The following is an 18,284-nucleotide window of genomic DNA, read 5'->3' as shown; positions in this document are numbered from 1 at the left end:
TCTTTGCACTCTAATATTAATAGAGGTTCACCATATTCTACAAGTTGTCCATTTTTACGGTAATATCATGTACTTTACCAGCATAAGGCGATACTATATGATTCATAGTTTTCATAGCTTCAATTATTAGGAGTGTCTGTCCTTTTGTTACGAGACTTCCTTCCTCTACAAATGGGCTAGCTCCTGGTTTACTTGCTAAATATGCCGTTCCAACCATTGGTGAATTAACCATATGATTATTAATGGGATATTGATCTGTATTGTTTGATTTGCTTTCTTCATTTACTTTTTCAGTTGAAGAAGATGATGTTTTTAAAGAGTACTCTTCGTTTTCTTGAGAGCAATATCCTGTTATATTACTCTTTTGTTGAGATCGTAGCAAGCGGATACGTGTACCATCGCTATCTACTTCAAGCTCTGTTAAATTAGTTTCGTTTATTATATTTGCAAGGTTGCGAATCATTGCTAGGTTGAATTTCTGTTTTTTATCAGTCATCGATGTTAATTTAAACTTCTCATTTTCTTTTGTTAAGCTATTTGTTTTTGAATTACAATCGTTCTTAATCTATTAATTAATATCATTAATATAAAATACTACAATTGAAAACAGATAATCATTTTACAAATATCTTAATTTTTTATGTATAATAATTTTTGTATAATAAAAACATATTGTTCATAGAACAATCCTATATTATAGGCTATTTTAAAACTTTTTTTACCAAACTATATTTTTTAATATAAGTTTAAATATACAAATATACTAAGATAAGTTATAATTAATTACTAAGGTAAGTTGTAATGAATAATTATTATCCAAGTGTTGAATTGTAAATTTCTATTTCATGATATTAATATATCTATTGCATGATATTGTGCATGATATTGATATATATTATATCAAAATTCTATTTTACATATAGTGGCTATTTATCGTATATACTAAGATCTCATTTTATAATTTAAATTTTTATTATTAATAAAATTAAAAATATTCACTTAATTAGGCTTTGTTATAAAATTAAAAACTATGAATTGTATAAGAAAACTGTTACTAAGGAAACTATATTTAATGTTTTATAAGAATTTTGTACGGTTTTGTCTTGACGTGAGAGGAAGAAAATATTACGACGACAATATGCTCCTATAAATTTTTATTTATTGGTGTCCTTTCTCTAGCTTGATCGCTTAGATGATAAGGTTTTTTCGTGAACATGTCGTTATGCGATGTGCTTTCCTTTTTATACGTCTTTGGGATATGTTTGCTGGCGCGTATGCATCAGTTGTCTTTTTTTGTTGTGAATGTGAGGAATATGAAAATGTTCAGGAAGAGTTTTATTAATGCCTACTGTTAATCAGCTTATACGTAAGCCTCGTAGAAGTGGCTCTCTTCGTCCCAAGAGTACTGCTCTTAATGGAAACCCTCAGAAGAGAGGAGTTTGCCTCCGTGTCTATACTGTTACGCCTAAAAAGCCTAACTCTGCTTTGCGTAAGGTTGCTAAGATTCGCCTTGCTAGCGGGTTTGAGGTTATAGGTTATGTTCCAGGAGAGGGTCATAATCTTCAGGAGCATTCAGTAGTCATGTTATGTGGAGGGCGTGTAAAAGACCTCCCAGGTGTTAAGTATCGTGTTATTAGAGGTGTTCTTGATGCCCAGGGTGTTAAGGATAGGAAGCAGAGTCGTTCTAGATATGGTGCTAGCCGTCCTAAGTAGTTATGTTATTTTTTGTGAAAGTGTCTGATTTTTTGTCAGTATTTTTTTTGTTTTATATTTTGTAAAAGACAGAGAGTTGTTATGTCCCGACGTCGTAAAGCAGTGATACGTGAGGTATCGCCTGATCCGAAGTTTTTTGATTCTATTGTGACTAAGTTTATGAATGCCGTTATGTATGATGGAAAAAAATCTGTTGCAGAGAAGATAGTTTACGGTGCTTTTGAATTTGTTAGAAGCAAAGAAAAGCAAGATCCTATAGAGTTGTTTCATAAAGCTTTGAGCAATGTTAGCCCGCAGGTTGAGGTTCGTACTCGCCGTGTAGGAGGGGCTACTTATAGTGTCCCTGGTGAAGTTGGTTTGAGGCGTAGTCAAGCTCTTGCTATTCGGTGGATAATATCTGCTGCACGTAAGCGTAATGAAACTACAATGATCGATCGTTTGGGTGGGGAAATTGCTGACGCCTCTAATAATCGTGGGATTGCTGTTAAAAAGCGTGAAGAAACGCATAAAGTGGCTGAATCTAATCGTGCTTTTATGCACTTTCGTTTTTAAAATATTGAAGAAGGTGCATTGGTAATGTCTCGTAAGTGTAGGATAGAAGATAGTCGGAATTTCGGTATTATGGCTCATATAGATGCTGGTAAAACGACTACTACCGAGCGTATATTGTATTATACTGGAAAATCGCATAAAATTGGCGAAGTTCATGAGGGTTCTGCCACAATGGATTGGATGGAGCAAGAGCAAGAGCGTGGCATAACTATAACTTCTGCTTCTACCACTACTTTTTGGAAGGGGCGTGATGGAGGTACGAAGCAGTTAAGTATTATTGATACCCCTGGTCACGTTGATTTTACTATGGAAGTTGAGCGTTCCATTCGGGTTTTGGATGGCGCTATTGCTCTTTTGGATTCTAATGCTGGGGTTGAGCCTCAAACAGAGACTGTATGGCGTCAGGCGGATAAATACTCTGTTCCTCGTATGATCTTTTGTAATAAGATGGATAAACTGGGCGCTGATTTTTATCGATCTGTTGAAATGATTTCTAGTCGTTTAGGTGCAAACTCTTTAGTTATACAATTGCCGGTTGGTTCTGAGGATGATTTTCGGGGTGTTGTTGATTTAATTGATATGAAAGCTCTGATTTGGAATGGTGAAGATTTAGGTGCGAGCTGGGATGTAGTTGACATCCCTGAAGATATGAAGAATCTTGCTAATTCTTATCGAGAAAAAATGATTGAATCCGTTGTTGAGTTTGATGATGCTGCTATGGAAGCCTATCTTAAAGGTGATGAAATCAGCGTCGATAAGATACGCTCTTTGATCCGCAAGGGTACAATTGCGGCAAAATTTGTGCCTGTTTTATGTGGTTCTTCTTTTAAAAACAAAGGTGTTCAGCCTTTGTTAGATGCTGTCGTTGATTATTTGCCTTCTCCTTTAGATGTTCCGTCTATTAAGGGTATTAATGCTAAAACCTCTGCTGATATTGAGATGCCGGCATCAGACGATGCTCCTTTGTCTATGTTGGCTTTTAAGATAATGACTGATCCTTTTGTTGGTTCGTTGACATTTTGTCGTATTTATTCCGGCAAAATATCTAAGGGTGATTCTGTTTTAAATACGGTCAAAGAAAAGAAAGAGCGTATTGGCCGTATGTTGAAGATGCATTCTAATTCTCGTGAGGATATAGAAGAGGCTTATTGTGGAGATATAATAGCTTTAGCAGGATTGAGGGAGACAACGACTGGGGATACGCTGTGTGATCCTTTGAATCCTGTAGTCCTAGAGAGAATGGATTTTCCTGATCCTGTAATACAAGTTGCTATTGAGCCCAAATCAAAAGCTGATCGGGAGCGTATGTCTTTGGCTTTGAGCCGTCTTGCTGCTGAAGATCCTTCTTTTAAAGTAATATCTGACCAAGATTCTGGTCAGACTATTATAGCTGGTATGGGTGAATTGCATTTAGATATCATTGTTGATCGTATGTTTAGGGAGTTTAAGGTTGAGGCTAATGTCGGTGCTCCTTATGTTTCTTATCGCGAGTCTATTACTAAAGCTTGTGTTCATGATTATATACATAAAAAGCAATCTGGTGGTGCTGGTCAGTTCGCCAAAGTTAAGATAGGTTTTGAGCCTAATACTGAAAGTGAAGATTTTGTTTTTGAATCTAAAATAGTTGGCGGTTCTATTCCAAAAGAGTATATTCCTGGTGTGAAAAAAGGAATAGAAAGTATGCTTGCTTCTGGTCCTTTGGCTGGTTTCCCTATGTTGGGAATGAAAGTTGTATTGCTTGATGGTTCTTATCATGATGTTGACTCTTCTGTTCTTGCGTTTGAAATTGCTGCTAGAGCTTGTTTTAGAGAGGCTTCATCTAAAATGGGAGTTCAATTATTGGAACCTATCATGAATGTTGATGTTGTAGTTCCTGAGGAGTATGTTGGTGATGTAATTGGTGATTTGAGTTCTCGTAGAGGGCAAATTCAAGGGCAGGAGAGCCGCTCTGTTTCTGTTGTTATCAATGCGCATGTTCCTTTGGCTAATATGTTCAAGTACGTTGATAGTTTGCGTTCTATGTCTAAAGGAAGGGGTCAGTATGTGATGGTTTTTGATCATTACTCTGCCGTTCCTTCTAATGTTTCTCAGACGATACAAGAAAAGTATTCTTCTGAGAAATGAGATTGTTTTCGATATTGTATATCGTTGTGTTGGTTGTTCATGATTATTTTTAATTATTATGGATAACGAGGGATAAGGGGAAATTATAGGATGGCTAAGGTAAGTTTTGTTCGAGACAGAGAGAATATAGGTGTTTGTTCTATAGGTCACGTTGATCATGGTAAGACGACACTTACATCTGCTATTACGAAGTATTACGGTGATTTTACTGCGTATGATCAGATTGATAGGGCTCCGGAAGAGCGTTCGCGAGGTATTACTATTTCTACGGCGCATGTTTCCTATAAGACAGATAGCAGGTCTTATTGTCATGTTGACTGTCCTGGTCATGCTGATTATGTGAAGAATATGATAACTGGTGCTGCGCAGGTTGATGGTGCGATACTTGTTTGCTCTGCCAATGATGGTGCTATGCCTCAGACTAAGGAGCATATTCTTCTTGCTCGTCAGGTTGGTGTTCCGTCTATTGTTGTTTACATTAACAAGGTTGATATGATTAGCGATGCTGACAAAGAGGTTATCGAGATTGTTGAGATGGAGCTTCGCGAGATTTTGACCGAGAATGGTTTTCCCGGTAATGAGATACCTTTCATTAGAGGTTCTGCATTTTGTGCGATGGAGGGGAAGAATAAGGAGATAGGAGAAGATTCTATTCATGAATTGATGAAAGCGGTTGATAGTTATATTCCTACTCCTGTTAGAGATGTTGACGGACCTTTTTTGATGAATGTAGAAGATGTATTTTCTATTGGTGGTCGTGGTACTGTTGCGACTGGGCGTATTAGTAGAGGATCTGTTAAGGTAGGTAATCCCCTTGAGATAGTAGGTATTCGTCCGACGGCTAGTACGACATGTACTGGTGTTGAGATGTTTCAACAAGTGATGGATAGTGGTATTGCTGGTGATAATGTTGGGATATTGCTTAGGGGTATACAACGTTCAGATGTTGTTAGAGGGCAAGTTCTTTGTGCTCCTGGTTCTATTAAGCCGCATCATAAGTTTAGATGTAAGGTTTATGTTTTGAAGAAGTCTGAAGGTGGTCGTCATACTGCTTTTTTTGACAATTATCGTCCGCAGTTTTATATTGGTACATCTGATGTTACTGGTAAGGTTATATTGGATGGTGATACTAAGATGGTAATGCCTGGGGATAACGTTTCTATAACTGTAGAGCTTATTTATCCTATAGCTATTGAAAAAGGTCGTCGTTTTGCTATTCGTGAAGGTGGTAGAACTGTTGGTGCTGGTATTGTGACTGATATTATTGAGTGATTTAATATTTAAATATAATGTTTTTAGTATTGGCGATATATAAATCAGTTTTTTAGAAGAAAAGGGCGGAGTAAATGGTAGGTCATAGTCGCAGTATGCGGATAAGGATACGTTTGGAGGCGTTTGATTCGCGGATACTTGATTCTTCTGTGGGCGATATTGTGGAAACAACTAAAAAATCTGGTGTCAGTATTATGGGTCCTGTTCGCTTGCCTATGAGTATACGTAAGTTTACTGTTAATAGGTCCCCTCATGTTGATAAGAAGAGTAGGGATCAGTTAGAGATTCGTATTCACAGATGTTTGATTGATATTGTGAAGCCTACTTCTGAGACGGTTAATGCTTTAATGAAGCTTGAACTTGCTGCCGGTGTTAATGTGGTTATTAAGCTTTAGCTTTTTTTTTATGGGAGGTAATCTGATGCGTTCAGGCGTTGTTGCGCAAAAGGTGGGAATGACCTGTGTATATAATCTTGAGGGTGTTCGTCTTCCCGTGACTGTATTGCTCTTGGATAATTGTCAGGTCGTTGCTCATCGAACTTTGCAGAAAAATGGTTATGTGGCTGTCCAAGTTGGCGCAGGAGATGCGAAGGTTAAAAATGTTTCTAAAGCAATGAGAGGTGTTTTTTCTTCTGCAAATGTGCCTGCTAAGAAAAAATTATTTGAATTTCGCGTTGAGGAAGATAATCTAGTGCAAGTTGGTCATTTATTTCAGCCAAGTTATTTTAACGTTGGGCAGTTAGTTGATGTGACCGGTGTTAGTATCGGCAAGGGATTTGCCGGGGCTATGAAGAGGCATAATTTTGGTGGTCTTCGTGCTAGTCATGGTGTTTCAATTTCACATCGTTCGCATGGTTCTACAGGTTGTCGTCAAGATCCGGGTCGTGTTTTTAAAAATAAAAAGATGGCAGGTCATATGGGGTGTAACCGTGTGACAGTTAAAAATTTAACTGTTTTGTCAGTCGATGATAAGCGGGGGTTGATTTTAGTTAAGGGTTCTGTTCCTGGCGCCAAAAATGATTCTTGGCTTCTTGTTCGTGATTCTTTTGAATCTATGGCAAGTAATAAGGAGAAAGTTTCGTGATAGAGTTAAATGTTAAGGCTCTTGATGGAGCGGATATGGGAAGCGTTTCTGTTTCTGAAAAAGTTTTTGGTTTAGAGCCTAAACAAAGTATTTTGGCAAGGGCTCTTTATTGGCAGTCTTGGCGTAGGAAAAGATCTTTTTCTAAGTCGAAGGGTCGTTCCGAAGTTTCGTATACTGGATCTAAGATGTATTCTCAAAAAGGAACAGGTCGTGCTAGACATAGTTCCAAGTGTGCTCCTCAGTTTCGGGGTGGGGGTAAAGCTTTTGGCCCGGTTTCTGAAAAAAGTGAACGTGATTTGCCAAAGAAGGTAAGATCTCTTGCTCTTCGCCATGCTTTATCTGATAAGTTTTCGTCTGATGATATCTTAGTTATTGATAGTTTAGTGTCTAAAGAGTGCAAGACTAAGTATTTGGCAAGTCTTTTTAATGCGCTTGGTATGTCTAATGCTCTTATTATAGATGGTTTCAAATTGGATAAAAATTTTCAGCTTGCTAGTCGGAATATTCCAAATATTAATCTATTGCCTGTTCAGGGTATTAATGTTTATGATATTTTACGATGTTCTAAGCTGGTTCTTTCTAAGTCCGCTATTGAGGCTTTGGAGGATCGTTTTAAATGAAAAATATTCTATTTTATGACACAATAATTTCTCCCGTTATAACTGAGAAATCTACTTTATTATCGGGCGATAATCAGTTTGTTTTTAATGTTAAGAAAGGCTCTTCAAAGTCTGATATTAAGTCAGCTGTTGAGTTCCTGTTTAATGTAAAAGTTGTTTCTGTGAATACTCTTATTCGTAAGGGTAAGTCAAAGCGTCTTAGTAGGATTTCTGCTGCCCGTAGTGGTATCAAGTCATCTCGTGATTTGTATGTTGTGCGGAAAGATTATAAGAAGGCTTTTGTAACGCTAGCTAAGGGATGTTCTATTGATGTTTCAGTTGGTCTTTAAAGATGTTTATTATATAGGAGCAGTATTATGGCATTAAAGAGTTTTAATCCTGTTACATCAAGTAGGCGTCAACTTGTTACTGTAAGCAGAGATGGTTTACATCGGGGTAAGCCATTTAAGCCTTTGACTCGAGGCTTGTGTTCTAAAGGCGGTCGTAATAATGTTGGCAGAATAACTGCTCGTTTTAGAGGTGGAGGGTGTAAAAATAGCTATAGGATGATTGATTTTAAGCGTCGTAATTATGACGTTGAAGGTACAGTAGAGCGATTAGAGTATGATCCGAATAGAACGGCTTTTATTGCTCTTATTTCATATTCAGAAAGTGTGTTTAGTTATATATTAGCTCCTCAGCGTTTATCTGTAGGTGATAAAGTTGTTTCTTCGAGCAATGCTGTTGATATAAAGCCGGGAAATGCTATGCCATTGCGTTTTATTCCCGTAGGCACTATGGTACACAATGTTGAAATGAAGCCAGGTAAGGGCGGGCAAGTTTCTCGTTCTGCTGGATCGTATGCTCAGGTTGTAGATCGTGATAGGAATAGAGCTCTTTTGCTTTTTTCTTCTGGTGAAAGGCGTTTGGTTCAGTCTTCATGTATGGCTTCCATAGGCTCGGTTTCAAATCAAGATCATGTTAACATAAATGACTCTAAGGCTGGGCGTTCTCGTTGGCGTGGTTTTCGCCCTCATGTTAGAGGTGTTGCTATGAATCCTGTTGATCATCCTCTTGGTGGTGGTGAAGGTAAGACATCAGGTGGTCGTAATCCTTGTACTCCTTGGGGCAAGCCTACGAAGGGAAAGAAGACGCGTTCAAATAGATCAACGGATGTTTTTATAGTCCGTTCTAGACATAAAAGTAAGAAGTAAAGGGGTATATATTTAAATGGCTCGTTCAATTTGGAAAGGTCCTTTTGTCACTAAATCTCTCCTTAAGAAGGTTTCTAAGGCTCGTGATTCTAATAGTCGTGGTGTTTTGCTTATATGGTGTCGGAGCTGTTCAATTATACCTCAGTTTATTGGTTTGACATTTGGTGTTTATAATGGAAAAAAACATATACCTGTATTAGTGACCGAGGATTTGGTTGGATTTAAATTTGGTGATTTTGCCCCCACTCGATATTATAAGGGGCATGGTGGTGATAAAAAGAGTAAGAGGAAGTAGTTTATGCTTAAATCAAGGGCTGCTGCAGTTAAGCGTCGTCTTGGAGATAATGAGGCTAATGCTGTCGCACGTATGCTGAGAGTTAGTCCTCAAAAATTAAATCTTGTTGCTGCTATGATAAGGGGAATGAAAGTTTCTCGTGCTCTCTCTGATCTAGAGTTTTCTCGTAAGAGAATTGCTAAGGAGGTTAGGAAGACTCTTGCCTCTGCTATAGCAAATGCGGAAAATAATCATGATCTTGATATTGATCGTCTTGTTGTATCAGAAGCTTATGTGGGCAAGTCTGTTGTTATGAAGCGATTTCATTGTCGTGGTCGTCAGCGTATTGGTCGGGTTACCAAGCCTTTCTCGCATTTGACTGTTGTTGTTCGTGAAGTGCGAGATGAAAGGAAAACTGTGTAATGGGACAGAAAATTAATCCTATAATGTTTCGGCTTGGTGTTAATCGTACTTGGGATAGTCGTTGGTTTGCTAATGGTTCAGATTATTCTTCTTTTTTGCATGAAGATTTATCGATTCGTAAGTATCTGCAAAAAGATTTAAAGCAGGCAGGTATTGCTAAGATCTTGATAGAAAGAACGCATAAGAAGTGTCGTGTTACTATTCACTCTGCTCGTCCAGGTTTGATCATTGGGAAAAAAGGGGTTGATATCGATAGAATCAGGAAAAAGATTTCTGCTATGACTAGTTCAGAGGTGCACTTAAATGTAGTTGAAGTTCCTAAGCCAGAGATTGATGCAGCGTTAATAGCCCAGTCTATTGCTCAACAGTTAGAAAGGCGAGTTGTGTTTCGTCGTGCTATGAAACGTGCGGTGCAATCTGCTATGCGTTTAGGTGTTGAAGGTATCAAGGTTATTTGTGCTGGTCGTCTTAATGGTGTAGAGCTTTCTCGTACTGAATGGTATTTGGAAGGAAGGGTTTCTCTTCAGACGCTTCGTGCCAATATTGATTATGGGTGTGCTTCTGCTGAGACCGCGTATGGAATATGTGGTGTGAGAGTATATGTTTGTAAAGGCAATATTGCTTCTTCTGAAAACGCTAGTTCATCTGATCGTCGTTCGTTAGATAAGGCTAGTTAAGGTTGTTTATTATATGGTTATGACTGATGGTTCGTAATTTTAAGTTTTAAAGAGAGTTAGAAAATGTTGCTTCAGCCGAAAAACACTAAGTATCCCAAGCAATTTAAGGGGCGTATAAAAGGTGCGACAAAGGGAGGATCTACAATTAACTTTGGTGAGTTTGCTCTTAAAGCTCAAAGCTCTAACAGAATAGGAGCAAGGGAAATAGAAGCTGCTCGTCGTGCTATACGTCGTAGTATGAAGCGTGATGGGCGTATGTGGATATGTGTTTTTCCTGATGTTCCTGTGACTGCCAAGCCTACTGAGGTTCGTATGGGTAAAGGAAAAGGAAGTGTTGATAAATGGGTATGTCGTGTTAGCCCAGGGCGTATTTTATTTGAGCTTGATGGTGTTAGTGAAGAGGTTGCGAAAGAAGCTTTGCGTATTGGTGCAGCCAAGCTTTCTGTAAAGACTAAATTTGTACAACGGATTATAGAATGAAAGATAAAGTTTTGAGATTTTCTGATCTTTGTGTCATGAGTATTGAGCAGTTAAAAGAGCGATTAGTTGACTTAAAGAGAGAGCAGTTGAACCTTAGATTTCAAAAAGCTTCTGGTCAGCTTGAGAATCCTACGCGTATTAAGTTAATAGGTCGTGATATTGCTCGTATAAAAACTGCAATGAATAGTAAGAGTTTTAAAGAAAGGTCTTAAGGGAGTATAGATGTCAAAGCGGATTTTACGGGGGGTAGTTGTTGTTGACAATTCTGATAAAACTGTTTCTGTTAGGGTTGAGAGGCGTTTCTCTCATAATCTTTTTAGGAAGACAATTCGTAAGTTTAAGAAATATGCTGCTCATGATGAAGAAAACAAATTCAAAATTGGAGATTTTGTTTACATAGAGGAAAGTAGGCCTTTTTCAAGGAGGAAGACTTGGAAGGTGATTGGTTATTTTAAGGTTTTGACCTGATATTCTAGAAATATTTTCTTTTTAAGAATATCTTGTTTTGATGTATGTATTTATAGAATTTATGTGTTATATCAATTTTTTTTTTTGATAAATAGGATGTTTTTGTTATGATTCAGGTGGAAACAAAACTTTTAGTAGCAGACAACTCTGGTGCGCGTTGGGCTAGATGTATTAAGGTTTTGGGGGGGTCTAAACGTCGTTTTGCGTCTATTGGTGATATGATTGTTGTGTCGATCATAGATGTTGTTCCTCGTAGTAGAGTAAAGGCGGGCAGTACTCAAAAAGCTGTTATAGTTAGGGTTGCTCAAAATGTTCGTCGTCCTGATGGAAGTAGTTTTAGCTTTGGTACAAATGCTGTTGTTCTTCTTGATGGTTCAAAAGATGTGCTAGCTAGTCGTGTTTTTGGCCCAGTGCCGCGTGAATTGCGTAACAAGGGTTATATGAAAATTGTTTCTTTAGCTGGGGAAGTTATGTAAAGGATTGATGGAATGAAAAAGATTCGTACAGGCGATCGGGTTATAGTTTTAGCTGGCAAAGACAAAGGCAGAATTGGACAAGTTATGAAAGTTTGTCGTAAGTATGGTCGTGCTTTTGTTCAAGGGATAAATATTGTAAAACGGCATCAGCGTCAAACCCCTACTCAGGAAGCGGGTATTTTTTCTAAAGAATCTTCTATAGATCTTTCTAATATTTCTTTGGTTGGTAAGTGTGGTAAGGGCGTCAGAGTTGGTTTTTCGATAGTTGATGGAAAAAAAATTCGTGTAGAGAAGCGTTCTGGGGAGCCTATTTGATGATTGCAGATAAATATGTGCCGCGTTTAAAAAGTGAGTATTTTTCTCGTATTCGTGATGAAATGCAGAAAGAGTTTTCTTATGGGAATGTGATGCAGATTCCAAAAATTGAAAAAGTAGTTGTTAATATGGGTGTTGGTCAGGCGATTTCTGATTCTAAGAAATCAGAAGTTGCTGCTGCTGATCTTGCTTTGATAGTTGGGCAAAAGCCTGTTATTACTCGGGCAAAGCGTTCTATTGCTGGCTTTAAGTTAAGGGAAGGTATGCCAATAGGTGTAAAAGTAACTCTGCGTGGATCAAAGATGTATGAGTTTATTGATCGTTTAATTAATATGGCTCTTCCTCGTTTTCGTGATTTTAGAGGTTTGAATTCTAGGAGTTTTGATGGTTTTGGAAACTTTTCTTTTGGTATAAAAGAGCATATTGTTTTCCCAGAAATTGATTATGATAAAGTTGATTGTGTTTTGGGTATGGATGTGTCAATCTGTACCTCAACTAAGGATGATAAAGAAGCTAAGCATTTGTTAAAGTTATTTGGATTCCCGTTTCCAAGATGATTAAAAGGAGTTTTTAGTATATGGCTAAGGTAAGTTCTATCGAGAAGAACAAGCGCCGTGTTAGAATCGTTTCAATTCAAGCTGCAAAGAGATCTGCTTTGAAGAAGCTAATAATGAATAAGTCTATAACCTTGGAGGAGAGGTTTGCTGCTGTTCTTAAGTTAGGGGCTATGCCTCGTGATGGTTCTAAAGTAAGGATTCGTAATAGATGCGAGGTTTCTGGTAGGGCACGTGGTTTTTATAGGGATTTTCGATTGTCGCGAATAGCTTTTCGTGAGTTGGCCAGTATGGGCAAGATTCCAGGTGTTACTAAGTCAAGTTGGTAAGGAAAAATATTATGAGTTGTTTAGGGGATATGTTGACTCGTATCCGTAACGCTGTCCTTCGTCGCAAATCATCAGTTGTGATTCCTTTTTCAGGATTGCATGCTAAGGTTTTGGATGTTTTAAGAGAAGAAGGATATATAAAGTGTTATGATATAATTGATATAGGAAAAAATAAGCTTCAATTAAAAGCTGATCTAAGATATCACAATGGTGATCCCGTAATACGTGAAATCAATTGTATATCTAAACCAGGGAGGCGTTTTTATTCTTCTTATAAGGATATTCCTCAGATTTATAATGGTTTAGGTATAACTGTTGTTACTACTTCCAAAGGTGTTATGGCGGATCATAAAGCTCGAGAACATAAGGTTGGAGGAGAGGTTTTATGCTCTGTGTTTTAAGTTCTTTCTTCATTGTGCTTTATTCTGATTGGAGTTTTTAAGATGTCTCGTATTGGGAAAAAGTGTATTAAGAACGTTGATGATGTTGATATTGTAATTGATGATCATGTGGTAATTTTTAGCGGTCCTAAGGGACGTTTGTCTTTTAAGCTTATTAATAATGTAAATGTGTCTTTTTCGGATGGTATATTATCTGTTGTGCCTGTAGATAGTTCGAGAAAATCTCGTGCTGCATGGGGCATGTCACGTACTATGCTTAATAACTGTTTGCTTAACGTAAAAAAAGGTCATGAAATTAAGCTTGAGCTTAGTGGTGTTGGTTATCGTTGTTCCATGTCTGAAGGTAATTTAAACTTAAAGTTGGGATATTCCCATGATATTATTTATTCTCCTCCAGAAGGGATTACAATTTCAGTTCCTAAGCCTACCGAAATTATTGTTTTTGGAATAGATAAACAGCAGGTTGGAGATGTTGCTGCTAAGATTCGTGATTATCGAGTTATTGAGCCTTATAAGGGTAGGGGGATTAAGTACAGCGATGAAGTTATTGTTCGTAAGGAAGGCAAGAAGAAATAAGGAGGTCTTTTAATATGGCTGCTAATAAAAAAAATCTTGCTCGTCGTGCCGATCGTATACGTAGAAATCTAAAGCTTGTGTCAAAAGGTCGTTTGCGCTTGAGCGTATATCGTTCGTCTAAACATATATATGCGCAGGTTATAGACGATAAAATAGGACATACCATTGCCTCTGCGTCCAGCTTGAATGATCCTCTTCGTTCTTCTTTAAAGACGGGAGCGAATATTGTTGCTGCTACCGCTGTAGGCAAGTTGTTAGCAGAGCGCGCTGTAGAAGCTGGTATTAAAACTGTTTATTTTGATCGTGGATCGTCTGTGTATTGTGGAGCGCTCGCAGCATTAGCTGATGCAGTTCGTGAAGGTGGAATTGCATTTTGATTTGTAGTGCTTGATGGATTGCGATTTTTTATTGTTTTTTAGAAGGGAATAATTAGTAATGGCACAAAAAGAGCGTTCTCAACGTGATAACTGGCATGATCGTGAAGAGCGTGATAATAATATCGTTGATCGTATAGTATCTATTAATAGAGTTTCTACGGCTCTTCCAGGTGGTCGTCGGTTTGCTTTTTCTGTTTTGGTTGTAATAGGTGATACAAAAAGCAAAGTTGGTTTTGCTCATAGTACTGCTCGTGAAGTACCGGAAGCTGTTCGTAAGGCGACTGAGGCTGCTAAAAATAATATGATTTCCGTTTCATTGTTAGAAGGTCGTACTTTACATCATGATATCACTGGAAGTCATGGTGCTGGAAAGGTGATTATGCGCTCTGCTAAAGCAGGTACTGGTGTTATAGCTGGTGGCCCTGTTCGTGCAGTATGTGAAGTTCTTGGTATTCATGATGTTGTTGCTAAATCTGTAGGTTCTTCTAATTCTCATAATGTGGTGAGGGCTGTTTTTAAAGCTCTACGATCCCAATCTCATCCAAGAGACATTGCTGCTCGTAGAGGTATAAAACACTCTTCTCTTCAAGCAAGGCGTGCTTCTACTGTTTCTGTTGCGAAAGCAGGTACTGTTTCTGATTCTAAGAAATTATGAGGTGATTTATAGTGATTTCTGTTAATGCAAAAAAATAACTGTTAAGCAAATAGGTAGTCCTATTCGCCGTCCTTCTGTTCAGCGTAAAGTATTGATAGGTCTTGGACTGAATAAAATTAATCGTTGTCGTTCTTTAGAAGATACTCCTTCTGTGCGTGGTATGATTAGCGCGGTTAGTCATCTTGTTCGTATTGTTGAATAGTGATAATTAAAGGTTAAAAGATGATGAGATTAAATGAAATTAGTTGTGAAAAGGGGGCTTTTAGAAGCCCTAAACGTGTTGCTCGTGGAATTGGATCTGGCAAAGGAAAGACTGCTGGACGAGGTGTTAAAGGACAGAAATCTAGGTCCGGAGTTAGTATTAAGGGATTTGAAGGTGGGCAAATGCCTATATATAGGAGATTGCCAAAGCGCGGTTTTGTTAATGTTTTTGCATCTAAAATTGCAATAGTATCATTAGGTAAAATACAAGAGTGCGTAGATAAGGGTAAATTAGATTGCTCTTTAGAAATAAATAAAGATTCTCTTGCTTCTTTAGGTCTAATTCGTCGCTCTGATGCCGGAGTTCGCATTCTTTCTGATGGATGTTTAAAGTCTAAGCTTGTGTTGCGTGTTTCAGGCGCTTCTGCGTCTGCTGTCGCTAAAATTGAGAAATTAGGTGGTCAAGTTATTGTAAACTAATATTCTTTAAGCTGATTTTTTTTTTTTTGTATTTTGATGTTTTTTTTGCATCAAAAGAGTCCAATTTGCTATTATTGTGACTTTTTTTTAGTAAGGATATACTATTTATGGCATCTGCAGTAGAGCAATTCGTTTCAAATCTTAGTCTTTCGTCGTTTTCAAAGGCTAAGGATTTAAGGAATAAAATTTTATTTACCATTTTTGCTCTTGTGGTGTGTCGTATAGGCACATATGTGCCCTTACCAGGTATCGATCCTGTCGCTTATGCTAGATCTTTCCAGTCAAAAAGCTCTGGAATATTTGGCCTATTCAATATGTTCTCAGGAGGAGCTGTGGAGCGTATGGCAGTTTTTGCTCTAGGGATTATGCCTTATATATCCGCTTCTATTATCGTTCAATTAGTTGTAGCATCTATTCCTGCTCTTGAGACTCTTAAAAAAGATGGAGAACAAGGTCGTAGGATTATTAATCAGTATACTCGTTATGCTACTGTTCTAATCGGGGCTTTACAGGCTTTTGGACTTGCTGTTGGCTTAATAAATGGTCAAGGCATAGTTTTTGCTTCGGATTCGTTTTTTGTCTTTTCGACAGTTGTTACTCTTCTCGGTGGTACTATGTTTCTTGTATGGTTAGGTGAGCAGATTACCTCATCGGGGGTAGGTAATGGTGTTTCTCTTATTATATTTAGTGGTATAGTAGCTGGCTTGCCTTCTTCTTTTATTAATATTCTTGAGCTAGGTAGAATAGGTAGTATTTCTTCTCTGTTTATAATATTGGTGTTTGCTTTTGTTGTTTTGATCATCGCTTTTGTCGTGTTTTTTGAGAGGGCGCAGCGCCGTTTGTTAATTCAATATCCAAAACGTCAAGTTGGCAATCGCATTTTTCAAGAGGATGTTTCTTATTTGCCTTTAAAGATTAATACTGCTGGTGTGGTCCCATCAATTTTCGCTTCTTCGTTGTTATTATTGCCTACTACTATTGTTGGCTTTATTGATGTTAATTCATCTCCGAAATGGGTAAGTAGTTTAGCTAATTCTTTAAATCACGGCAATCCATTATACATGCTTTTATATTCTATTTTTATTGTATTTTTTTCGTTCTTTTATACTGCTATAGTTTTTGATCCAAAGGATGCATCAGATAATCTTAAAAAAAATGGTGGTTTTGTACCTGGTATTCGTCCGGGTGATCGTACTACAGAATATATTGATAATATTTTGACTCGTATTACTGTTGTTGGCTCTATTTATCTTGTAGTTGTTTGTATCTTTCCAGAAGCGTTAGTTTCTTTTTCTGGAGTGCCTATATCTTTTAGTGGAACTTCAGTTTTAATTGTTGTTAGTGTTATCCTTGATACTATCATGCAGATACAGGGTTATTTAATAGCGCATCAATATGAAGGATTTGTTAAAAAATCTAAATTCCGTAGTAGAAAGAAATGCTGATGTTGGTTGTGTTTCTAGGACCGCCTGGATCAGGAAAGGGGACCCAAGCTTTTCGTTTATCTAAGAAATTAGGTGTGCCGCAATTATCAACAGGGGATATTTTACGTTCTGAGATTAGCAAAAATACTGATATTGGAAAGAAAATACAATATATTATTGAATCCGGATGCTTGGTCCCAAGTGATATTGTGAATAGTCTGCTCTATAATAGGATAAAGTATTCTGATTGTTCTTCTGGATTTATTCTTGATGGTTATCCTCGAACTGTGGATCAAGCATATTCTTTACAAGATTTTCTTTTGTCTATGGGAATGAGTATAAATGCTGTTATTGATCTTGTAGTTGATGATCTTGCTATGTTTAAAAGAATAGAAAATCGTATTTCTAATGCTATTGATTCTAATAAGGCTGCTCGATCTGATGATAAATATGATGTATTTATCAAAAGAATTGAGGAGTATCGCAATGAGTATAAGCCTTTAGCCGATTATTATCGCGTTAGTGGTTGTTTATACAAGATTGATGGTATGTTAGGTATTGATGAAATATCTGATCGTATTAATTCAATTATTGTTTCTGTAGGAAACAAATGCTGTAAAGGTTGATTATTTTTTATTATTTCGTTAAATCTATATTATAGGTTTTGTTTTTGTTTGGATGTATAATAATTAAAAAATTTTAATTATTATGCTTTTGTCGTAATTAATAAGGAGATGTTGGTGTGGCGCGTATTGCTGGTGTCAATTTGCCAAATGAGAAGCGTGTAGTTATAGCGCTTCAATACATATATGGTATAGGTTCAAAGATTTCAAAGGATATTTGTATTAAGTTAAGCATTCCTCCTGAACGTCGAGTATATCAGTTAACAGAATATTATGTTATTCAAATTCGTATAGTTATTGATCAGGAAGGTTATCAGGTTGAAGGTGAGTTGCGTCGAGAGGTTGCTATGAATAAAAAGCGTTTAATGGACTTGGGCTGTTATCGTGGTTTGAGGCATCGTCGTAATCTGCCGGTTCGTGGGCAGCGTACTCATACCAATGCTCGTACTGTAAAAAGAATAGGTAATGGTGTGGTTTTCAAAGTCAAATAGCATATATTATATGTGCTTTTTTATGTTTACTATTTTTTATATGGGAGTTAAATTTGTTTATCTTTTTGATGCGTTTTTATGTGATTGATAGGAGGTCTTATGCCTAAGGTGGAGCCTGTGCGCATTCGGAATCGTGAGAGAAAAAATATCACTTCTGGGATTGCTTATATTGAATCGACATTTAATAATACTAGAATTACCATAACGGATGTTCATGGCAATACTATTGCGTGGTCCTCTCCTAAGGTTGTGGGGTTTTCTGGATCTCGTAAAAACAGTCCATTTGCTGCTCAAGTTGCGACTGAGGATTGTTCAAAGAAAGCTCAGGCTCATGGTATGTCTTTGCTAGAGGTTAAAGTCACTGGATTAGGTGCTGGACGTGACTCTGCTATGCGTGCTTTGCGAGCAATAGGATTTGTTATTGTATCAATTCGTGATATTACTATGATAGCTCATAATGGGTGTCGTCCACGTAAAAGGCGTCGCATTTAACTCCTCTTCGG

Annotated in this window: 31 protein-coding genes; 30 read left to right on the top strand and 1 reads right to left on the bottom strand. The window is 37.4% G+C overall.

The window, feature by feature from the left end; translation table 11 throughout:
• Nucleotides 1–37: 37 nt before the first annotated feature.
• Nucleotides 38–496 carry an acetyl-CoA carboxylase biotin carboxyl carrier protein gene (locus LAM_RS04625; RefSeq protein ID WP_023466394.1) on the bottom strand — a complete coding sequence of 153 codons (459 nt, stop codon included), beginning with the start codon at nt 494–496 and terminating at the stop codon, nt 38–40.
• A 696-nt stretch (nt 497–1,192) separates the two neighbouring features.
• Between LAM_RS04625 and LAM_RS05430 the strand changes: the two genes are divergently transcribed.
• From LAM_RS05430 to rpsK, 30 genes are all read left to right on the top strand, one after another.
• Nucleotides 1,193–1,342: a hypothetical protein gene (locus tag LAM_RS05430; RefSeq protein ID WP_187287994.1), complete on the top strand. Its 150-nt coding sequence runs from the start codon at nt 1,193–1,195 to the stop codon at nt 1,340–1,342.
• Nucleotides 1,342–1,713, top strand: a complete 372-nt coding sequence (rpsL, locus tag LAM_RS04620) for a 30S ribosomal protein S12 (RefSeq protein WP_007557018.1) — start codon at nt 1,342–1,344, stop codon at nt 1,711–1,713. The genes LAM_RS05430 and rpsL overlap by 1 nt, the downstream gene beginning before the upstream one ends.
• An 81-nt stretch (nt 1,714–1,794) precedes the next feature.
• The gene (gene rpsG, locus LAM_RS04615) at nt 1,795–2,265 is read left to right on the top strand and encodes a 30S ribosomal protein S7 (RefSeq protein WP_007557019.1); all 471 of its coding nucleotides are present in this window, start codon (nt 1,795–1,797) and stop codon (nt 2,263–2,265) included.
• Nucleotides 2,266–2,289: 24 nt separating this feature from the next.
• Nucleotides 2,290–4,389 carry an elongation factor G gene (gene fusA / locus LAM_RS04610; protein ID WP_007557021.1) on the top strand — a complete coding sequence of 700 codons (2,100 nt, stop codon included), beginning with the start codon at nt 2,290–2,292 and terminating at the stop codon, nt 4,387–4,389.
• 90 nt (nt 4,390–4,479) lie between these two features.
• Complete coding sequence (tuf, locus tag LAM_RS04605; protein WP_007557022.1) at nt 4,480–5,661, top strand: elongation factor Tu; 1,182 nt, start codon at nt 4,480–4,482, stop codon at nt 5,659–5,661.
• Nucleotides 5,662–5,735: 74 nt separating this feature from the next.
• Nucleotides 5,736–6,056: a 30S ribosomal protein S10 gene (gene rpsJ, locus LAM_RS04600; RefSeq protein ID WP_007557023.1), complete on the top strand. Its 321-nt coding sequence runs from the start codon at nt 5,736–5,738 to the stop codon at nt 6,054–6,056.
• Nucleotides 6,057–6,081: 25 nt separating this feature from the next.
• Nucleotides 6,082–6,744, top strand: coding sequence for a 50S ribosomal protein L3 (gene rplC, locus LAM_RS04595; protein ID WP_007557024.1), 663 nt, complete (start codon nt 6,082–6,084; stop codon nt 6,742–6,744).
• The gene (rplD, locus tag LAM_RS04590) at nt 6,744–7,364 is read left to right on the top strand and encodes a 50S ribosomal protein L4 (protein ID WP_040055870.1); all 621 of its coding nucleotides are present in this window, start codon (nt 6,744–6,746) and stop codon (nt 7,362–7,364) included. Before rplC ends, rplD begins: the two co-directional genes overlap by 1 nt.
• On the top strand, nt 7,361–7,693 hold the full coding sequence (gene rplW, locus LAM_RS04585) for a 50S ribosomal protein L23 (RefSeq protein ID WP_007557026.1): 333 nt from the start codon (nt 7,361–7,363) through the stop codon (nt 7,691–7,693). Before rplD ends, rplW begins: the two co-directional genes overlap by 4 nt.
• Nucleotides 7,694–7,720: 27 nt before the next feature.
• Complete coding sequence (gene rplB, locus LAM_RS04580; RefSeq protein ID WP_007557027.1) at nt 7,721–8,557, top strand: 50S ribosomal protein L2; 837 nt, start codon at nt 7,721–7,723, stop codon at nt 8,555–8,557.
• Between the two features lie 16 nt (nt 8,558–8,573).
• On the top strand, nt 8,574–8,852 hold the full coding sequence (gene rpsS, locus LAM_RS04575) for a 30S ribosomal protein S19 (RefSeq protein WP_007557028.1): 279 nt from the start codon (nt 8,574–8,576) through the stop codon (nt 8,850–8,852).
• 3 nt (nt 8,853–8,855) lie between these two features.
• The gene (rplV, locus tag LAM_RS04570; RefSeq protein WP_007557030.1) at nt 8,856–9,254 is read left to right on the top strand and encodes a 50S ribosomal protein L22; all 399 of its coding nucleotides are present in this window, start codon (nt 8,856–8,858) and stop codon (nt 9,252–9,254) included.
• Nucleotides 9,254–9,931 (top strand): 30S ribosomal protein S3, encoded by a 678-nt coding sequence (rpsC, locus tag LAM_RS04565; RefSeq protein WP_007557031.1) that lies wholly within the window; start codon nt 9,254–9,256, stop codon nt 9,929–9,931. Before rplV ends, rpsC begins: the two co-directional genes overlap by 1 nt.
• A gap of 66 nt (nt 9,932–9,997) precedes the next feature.
• Entirely contained in the window at nt 9,998–10,411 is a 414-nt protein-coding gene (gene rplP / locus LAM_RS04560) for a 50S ribosomal protein L16 (protein WP_007557032.1), read from the top strand.
• A complete protein-coding gene (gene rpmC / locus LAM_RS04555; protein WP_007557033.1) occupies nt 10,408–10,623 on the top strand; it encodes a 50S ribosomal protein L29 in 216 nt (71 codons plus the stop codon). Before rplP ends, rpmC begins: the two co-directional genes overlap by 4 nt.
• Nucleotides 10,624–10,633: 10 nt before the next feature.
• Nucleotides 10,634–10,879 (top strand): 30S ribosomal protein S17, encoded by a 246-nt coding sequence (gene rpsQ, locus LAM_RS04550; RefSeq protein WP_007557035.1) that lies wholly within the window; start codon nt 10,634–10,636, stop codon nt 10,877–10,879.
• A gap of 107 nt (nt 10,880–10,986) precedes the next feature.
• A complete protein-coding gene (gene rplN / locus LAM_RS04545) occupies nt 10,987–11,355 on the top strand; it encodes a 50S ribosomal protein L14 (protein WP_007557036.1) in 369 nt (122 codons plus the stop codon).
• A gap of 12 nt (nt 11,356–11,367) precedes the next feature.
• The gene (gene rplX, locus LAM_RS04540) at nt 11,368–11,670 is read left to right on the top strand and encodes a 50S ribosomal protein L24 (RefSeq protein ID WP_007557038.1); all 303 of its coding nucleotides are present in this window, start codon (nt 11,368–11,370) and stop codon (nt 11,668–11,670) included.
• 2 nt (nt 11,671–11,672) lie between these two features.
• Complete coding sequence (gene rplE / locus LAM_RS04535) at nt 11,673–12,227, top strand: 50S ribosomal protein L5 (RefSeq protein ID WP_240532032.1); 555 nt, start codon at nt 11,673–11,675, stop codon at nt 12,225–12,227.
• A 20-nt stretch (nt 12,228–12,247) separates the two neighbouring features.
• A complete protein-coding gene (gene rpsN / locus LAM_RS04530; protein ID WP_007557040.1) occupies nt 12,248–12,553 on the top strand; it encodes a 30S ribosomal protein S14 in 306 nt (101 codons plus the stop codon).
• A gap of 11 nt (nt 12,554–12,564) precedes the next feature.
• Nucleotides 12,565–12,954, top strand: coding sequence for a 30S ribosomal protein S8 (rpsH, locus tag LAM_RS04525; protein WP_007557041.1), 390 nt, complete (start codon nt 12,565–12,567; stop codon nt 12,952–12,954).
• Nucleotides 12,955–12,996: 42 nt separating this feature from the next.
• A complete protein-coding gene (gene rplF / locus LAM_RS04520) occupies nt 12,997–13,530 on the top strand; it encodes a 50S ribosomal protein L6 (RefSeq protein ID WP_007557042.1) in 534 nt (177 codons plus the stop codon).
• A 14-nt stretch (nt 13,531–13,544) separates the two neighbouring features.
• Nucleotides 13,545–13,907 (top strand): 50S ribosomal protein L18, encoded by a 363-nt coding sequence (gene rplR / locus LAM_RS04515; RefSeq protein WP_007557043.1) that lies wholly within the window; start codon nt 13,545–13,547, stop codon nt 13,905–13,907.
• Between the two features lie 58 nt (nt 13,908–13,965).
• Entirely contained in the window at nt 13,966–14,562 is a 597-nt protein-coding gene (gene rpsE, locus LAM_RS04510; protein ID WP_007557044.1) for a 30S ribosomal protein S5, read from the top strand.
• 34 nt (nt 14,563–14,596) lie between these two features.
• Nucleotides 14,597–14,764, top strand: coding sequence for a 50S ribosomal protein L30 (rpmD, locus tag LAM_RS04505; RefSeq protein ID WP_041185278.1), 168 nt, complete (start codon nt 14,597–14,599; stop codon nt 14,762–14,764).
• A 23-nt stretch (nt 14,765–14,787) separates the two neighbouring features.
• A complete protein-coding gene (rplO, locus tag LAM_RS04500) occupies nt 14,788–15,243 on the top strand; it encodes a 50S ribosomal protein L15 (RefSeq protein ID WP_007557047.1) in 456 nt (151 codons plus the stop codon).
• 107 nt (nt 15,244–15,350) lie between these two features.
• Nucleotides 15,351–16,688, top strand: a complete 1,338-nt coding sequence (gene secY / locus LAM_RS04495) for a preprotein translocase subunit SecY (protein ID WP_007557048.1) — start codon at nt 15,351–15,353, stop codon at nt 16,686–16,688.
• Nucleotides 16,688–17,293, top strand: coding sequence for an adenylate kinase (locus LAM_RS04490; protein WP_007557050.1), 606 nt, complete (start codon nt 16,688–16,690; stop codon nt 17,291–17,293). Before secY ends, LAM_RS04490 begins: the two co-directional genes overlap by 1 nt.
• 116 nt (nt 17,294–17,409) lie before the next feature.
• Complete coding sequence (gene rpsM / locus LAM_RS04485; protein ID WP_007557051.1) at nt 17,410–17,781, top strand: 30S ribosomal protein S13; 372 nt, start codon at nt 17,410–17,412, stop codon at nt 17,779–17,781.
• 99 nt (nt 17,782–17,880) lie between these two features.
• On the top strand, nt 17,881–18,273 hold the full coding sequence (gene rpsK / locus LAM_RS04480; protein ID WP_007557053.1) for a 30S ribosomal protein S11: 393 nt from the start codon (nt 17,881–17,883) through the stop codon (nt 18,271–18,273).
• Nucleotides 18,274–18,284: the final 11 nt, after the last annotated feature.

This window comes from Candidatus Liberibacter americanus str. Sao Paulo, assembly GCF_000496595.1.
Lineage (GTDB): Bacteria > Pseudomonadota > Alphaproteobacteria > Rhizobiales > Rhizobiaceae > Liberibacter > Liberibacter americanus.
The sequence above is the reverse complement of the archived record's forward strand: the minus strand, read 5'-3'. Positions and strand labels throughout refer to the sequence as shown.

Bases quoted from the DNA above. Each gene is read 5' to 3' on its own strand.
- rpsS (WP_007557028.1), top strand. From the start codon at position 8,574: ATGGCTCGTTCAATTTGGAAAGGTCCTTTTGTCACTAAATCTCTCCTT.
- rpsL (WP_007557018.1), top strand. From the start codon at position 1,342: ATGCCTACTGTTAATCAGCTTATACGTAAGCCTCGTAGAAGTGGCTCT.
- rplV (WP_007557030.1), top strand. From the start codon at position 8,856: ATGCTTAAATCAAGGGCTGCTGCAGTTAAGCGTCGTCTTGGAGATAAT.
- fusA (WP_007557021.1), top strand. From the start codon at position 2,290: ATGTCTCGTAAGTGTAGGATAGAAGATAGTCGGAATTTCGGTATTATG.
- rplW (WP_007557026.1), top strand. From the start codon at position 7,361: ATGAAAAATATTCTATTTTATGACACAATAATTTCTCCCGTTATAACT.
- LAM_RS04490 (WP_007557050.1), top strand. From the start codon at position 16,688: ATGTTGGTTGTGTTTCTAGGACCGCCTGGATCAGGAAAGGGGACCCAA.
- rplF (WP_007557042.1), top strand. From the start codon at position 12,997: ATGTCTCGTATTGGGAAAAAGTGTATTAAGAACGTTGATGATGTTGAT.
- rpsJ (WP_007557023.1), top strand. From the start codon at position 5,736: ATGGTAGGTCATAGTCGCAGTATGCGGATAAGGATACGTTTGGAGGCG.
- rplX (WP_007557038.1), top strand. From the start codon at position 11,368: ATGAAAAAGATTCGTACAGGCGATCGGGTTATAGTTTTAGCTGGCAAA.
- rpsH (WP_007557041.1), top strand. From the start codon at position 12,565: ATGAGTTGTTTAGGGGATATGTTGACTCGTATCCGTAACGCTGTCCTT.
- rpsE (WP_007557044.1), top strand. From the start codon at position 13,966: ATGGCACAAAAAGAGCGTTCTCAACGTGATAACTGGCATGATCGTGAA.
- rpsQ (WP_007557035.1), top strand. From the start codon at position 10,634: ATGTCAAAGCGGATTTTACGGGGGGTAGTTGTTGTTGACAATTCTGAT.
- rpsC (WP_007557031.1), top strand. From the start codon at position 9,254: ATGGGACAGAAAATTAATCCTATAATGTTTCGGCTTGGTGTTAATCGT.
- rpsN (WP_007557040.1), top strand. From the start codon at position 12,248: ATGGCTAAGGTAAGTTCTATCGAGAAGAACAAGCGCCGTGTTAGAATC.
- rplO (WP_007557047.1), top strand. From the start codon at position 14,788: ATGAGATTAAATGAAATTAGTTGTGAAAAGGGGGCTTTTAGAAGCCCT.
- rplN (WP_007557036.1), top strand. From the start codon at position 10,987: ATGATTCAGGTGGAAACAAAACTTTTAGTAGCAGACAACTCTGGTGCG.
- secY (WP_007557048.1), top strand. From the start codon at position 15,351: ATGGCATCTGCAGTAGAGCAATTCGTTTCAAATCTTAGTCTTTCGTCG.
- rpsK (WP_007557053.1), top strand. From the start codon at position 17,881: ATGCCTAAGGTGGAGCCTGTGCGCATTCGGAATCGTGAGAGAAAAAAT.
- LAM_RS05430 (WP_187287994.1), top strand. From the start codon at position 1,193: ATGATAAGGTTTTTTCGTGAACATGTCGTTATGCGATGTGCTTTCCTT.
- rplR (WP_007557043.1), top strand. From the start codon at position 13,545: ATGGCTGCTAATAAAAAAAATCTTGCTCGTCGTGCCGATCGTATACGT.
- rplB (WP_007557027.1), top strand. From the start codon at position 7,721: ATGGCATTAAAGAGTTTTAATCCTGTTACATCAAGTAGGCGTCAACTT.
- rpsG (WP_007557019.1), top strand. From the start codon at position 1,795: ATGTCCCGACGTCGTAAAGCAGTGATACGTGAGGTATCGCCTGATCCG.
- rplC (WP_007557024.1), top strand. From the start codon at position 6,082: ATGCGTTCAGGCGTTGTTGCGCAAAAGGTGGGAATGACCTGTGTATAT.
- LAM_RS04625 (WP_023466394.1), bottom strand. From the start codon at position 496: ATGACTGATAAAAAACAGAAATTCAACCTAGCAATGATTCGCAACCTT.
- rpmC (WP_007557033.1), top strand. From the start codon at position 10,408: ATGAAAGATAAAGTTTTGAGATTTTCTGATCTTTGTGTCATGAGTATT.
- tuf (WP_007557022.1), top strand. From the start codon at position 4,480: ATGGCTAAGGTAAGTTTTGTTCGAGACAGAGAGAATATAGGTGTTTGT.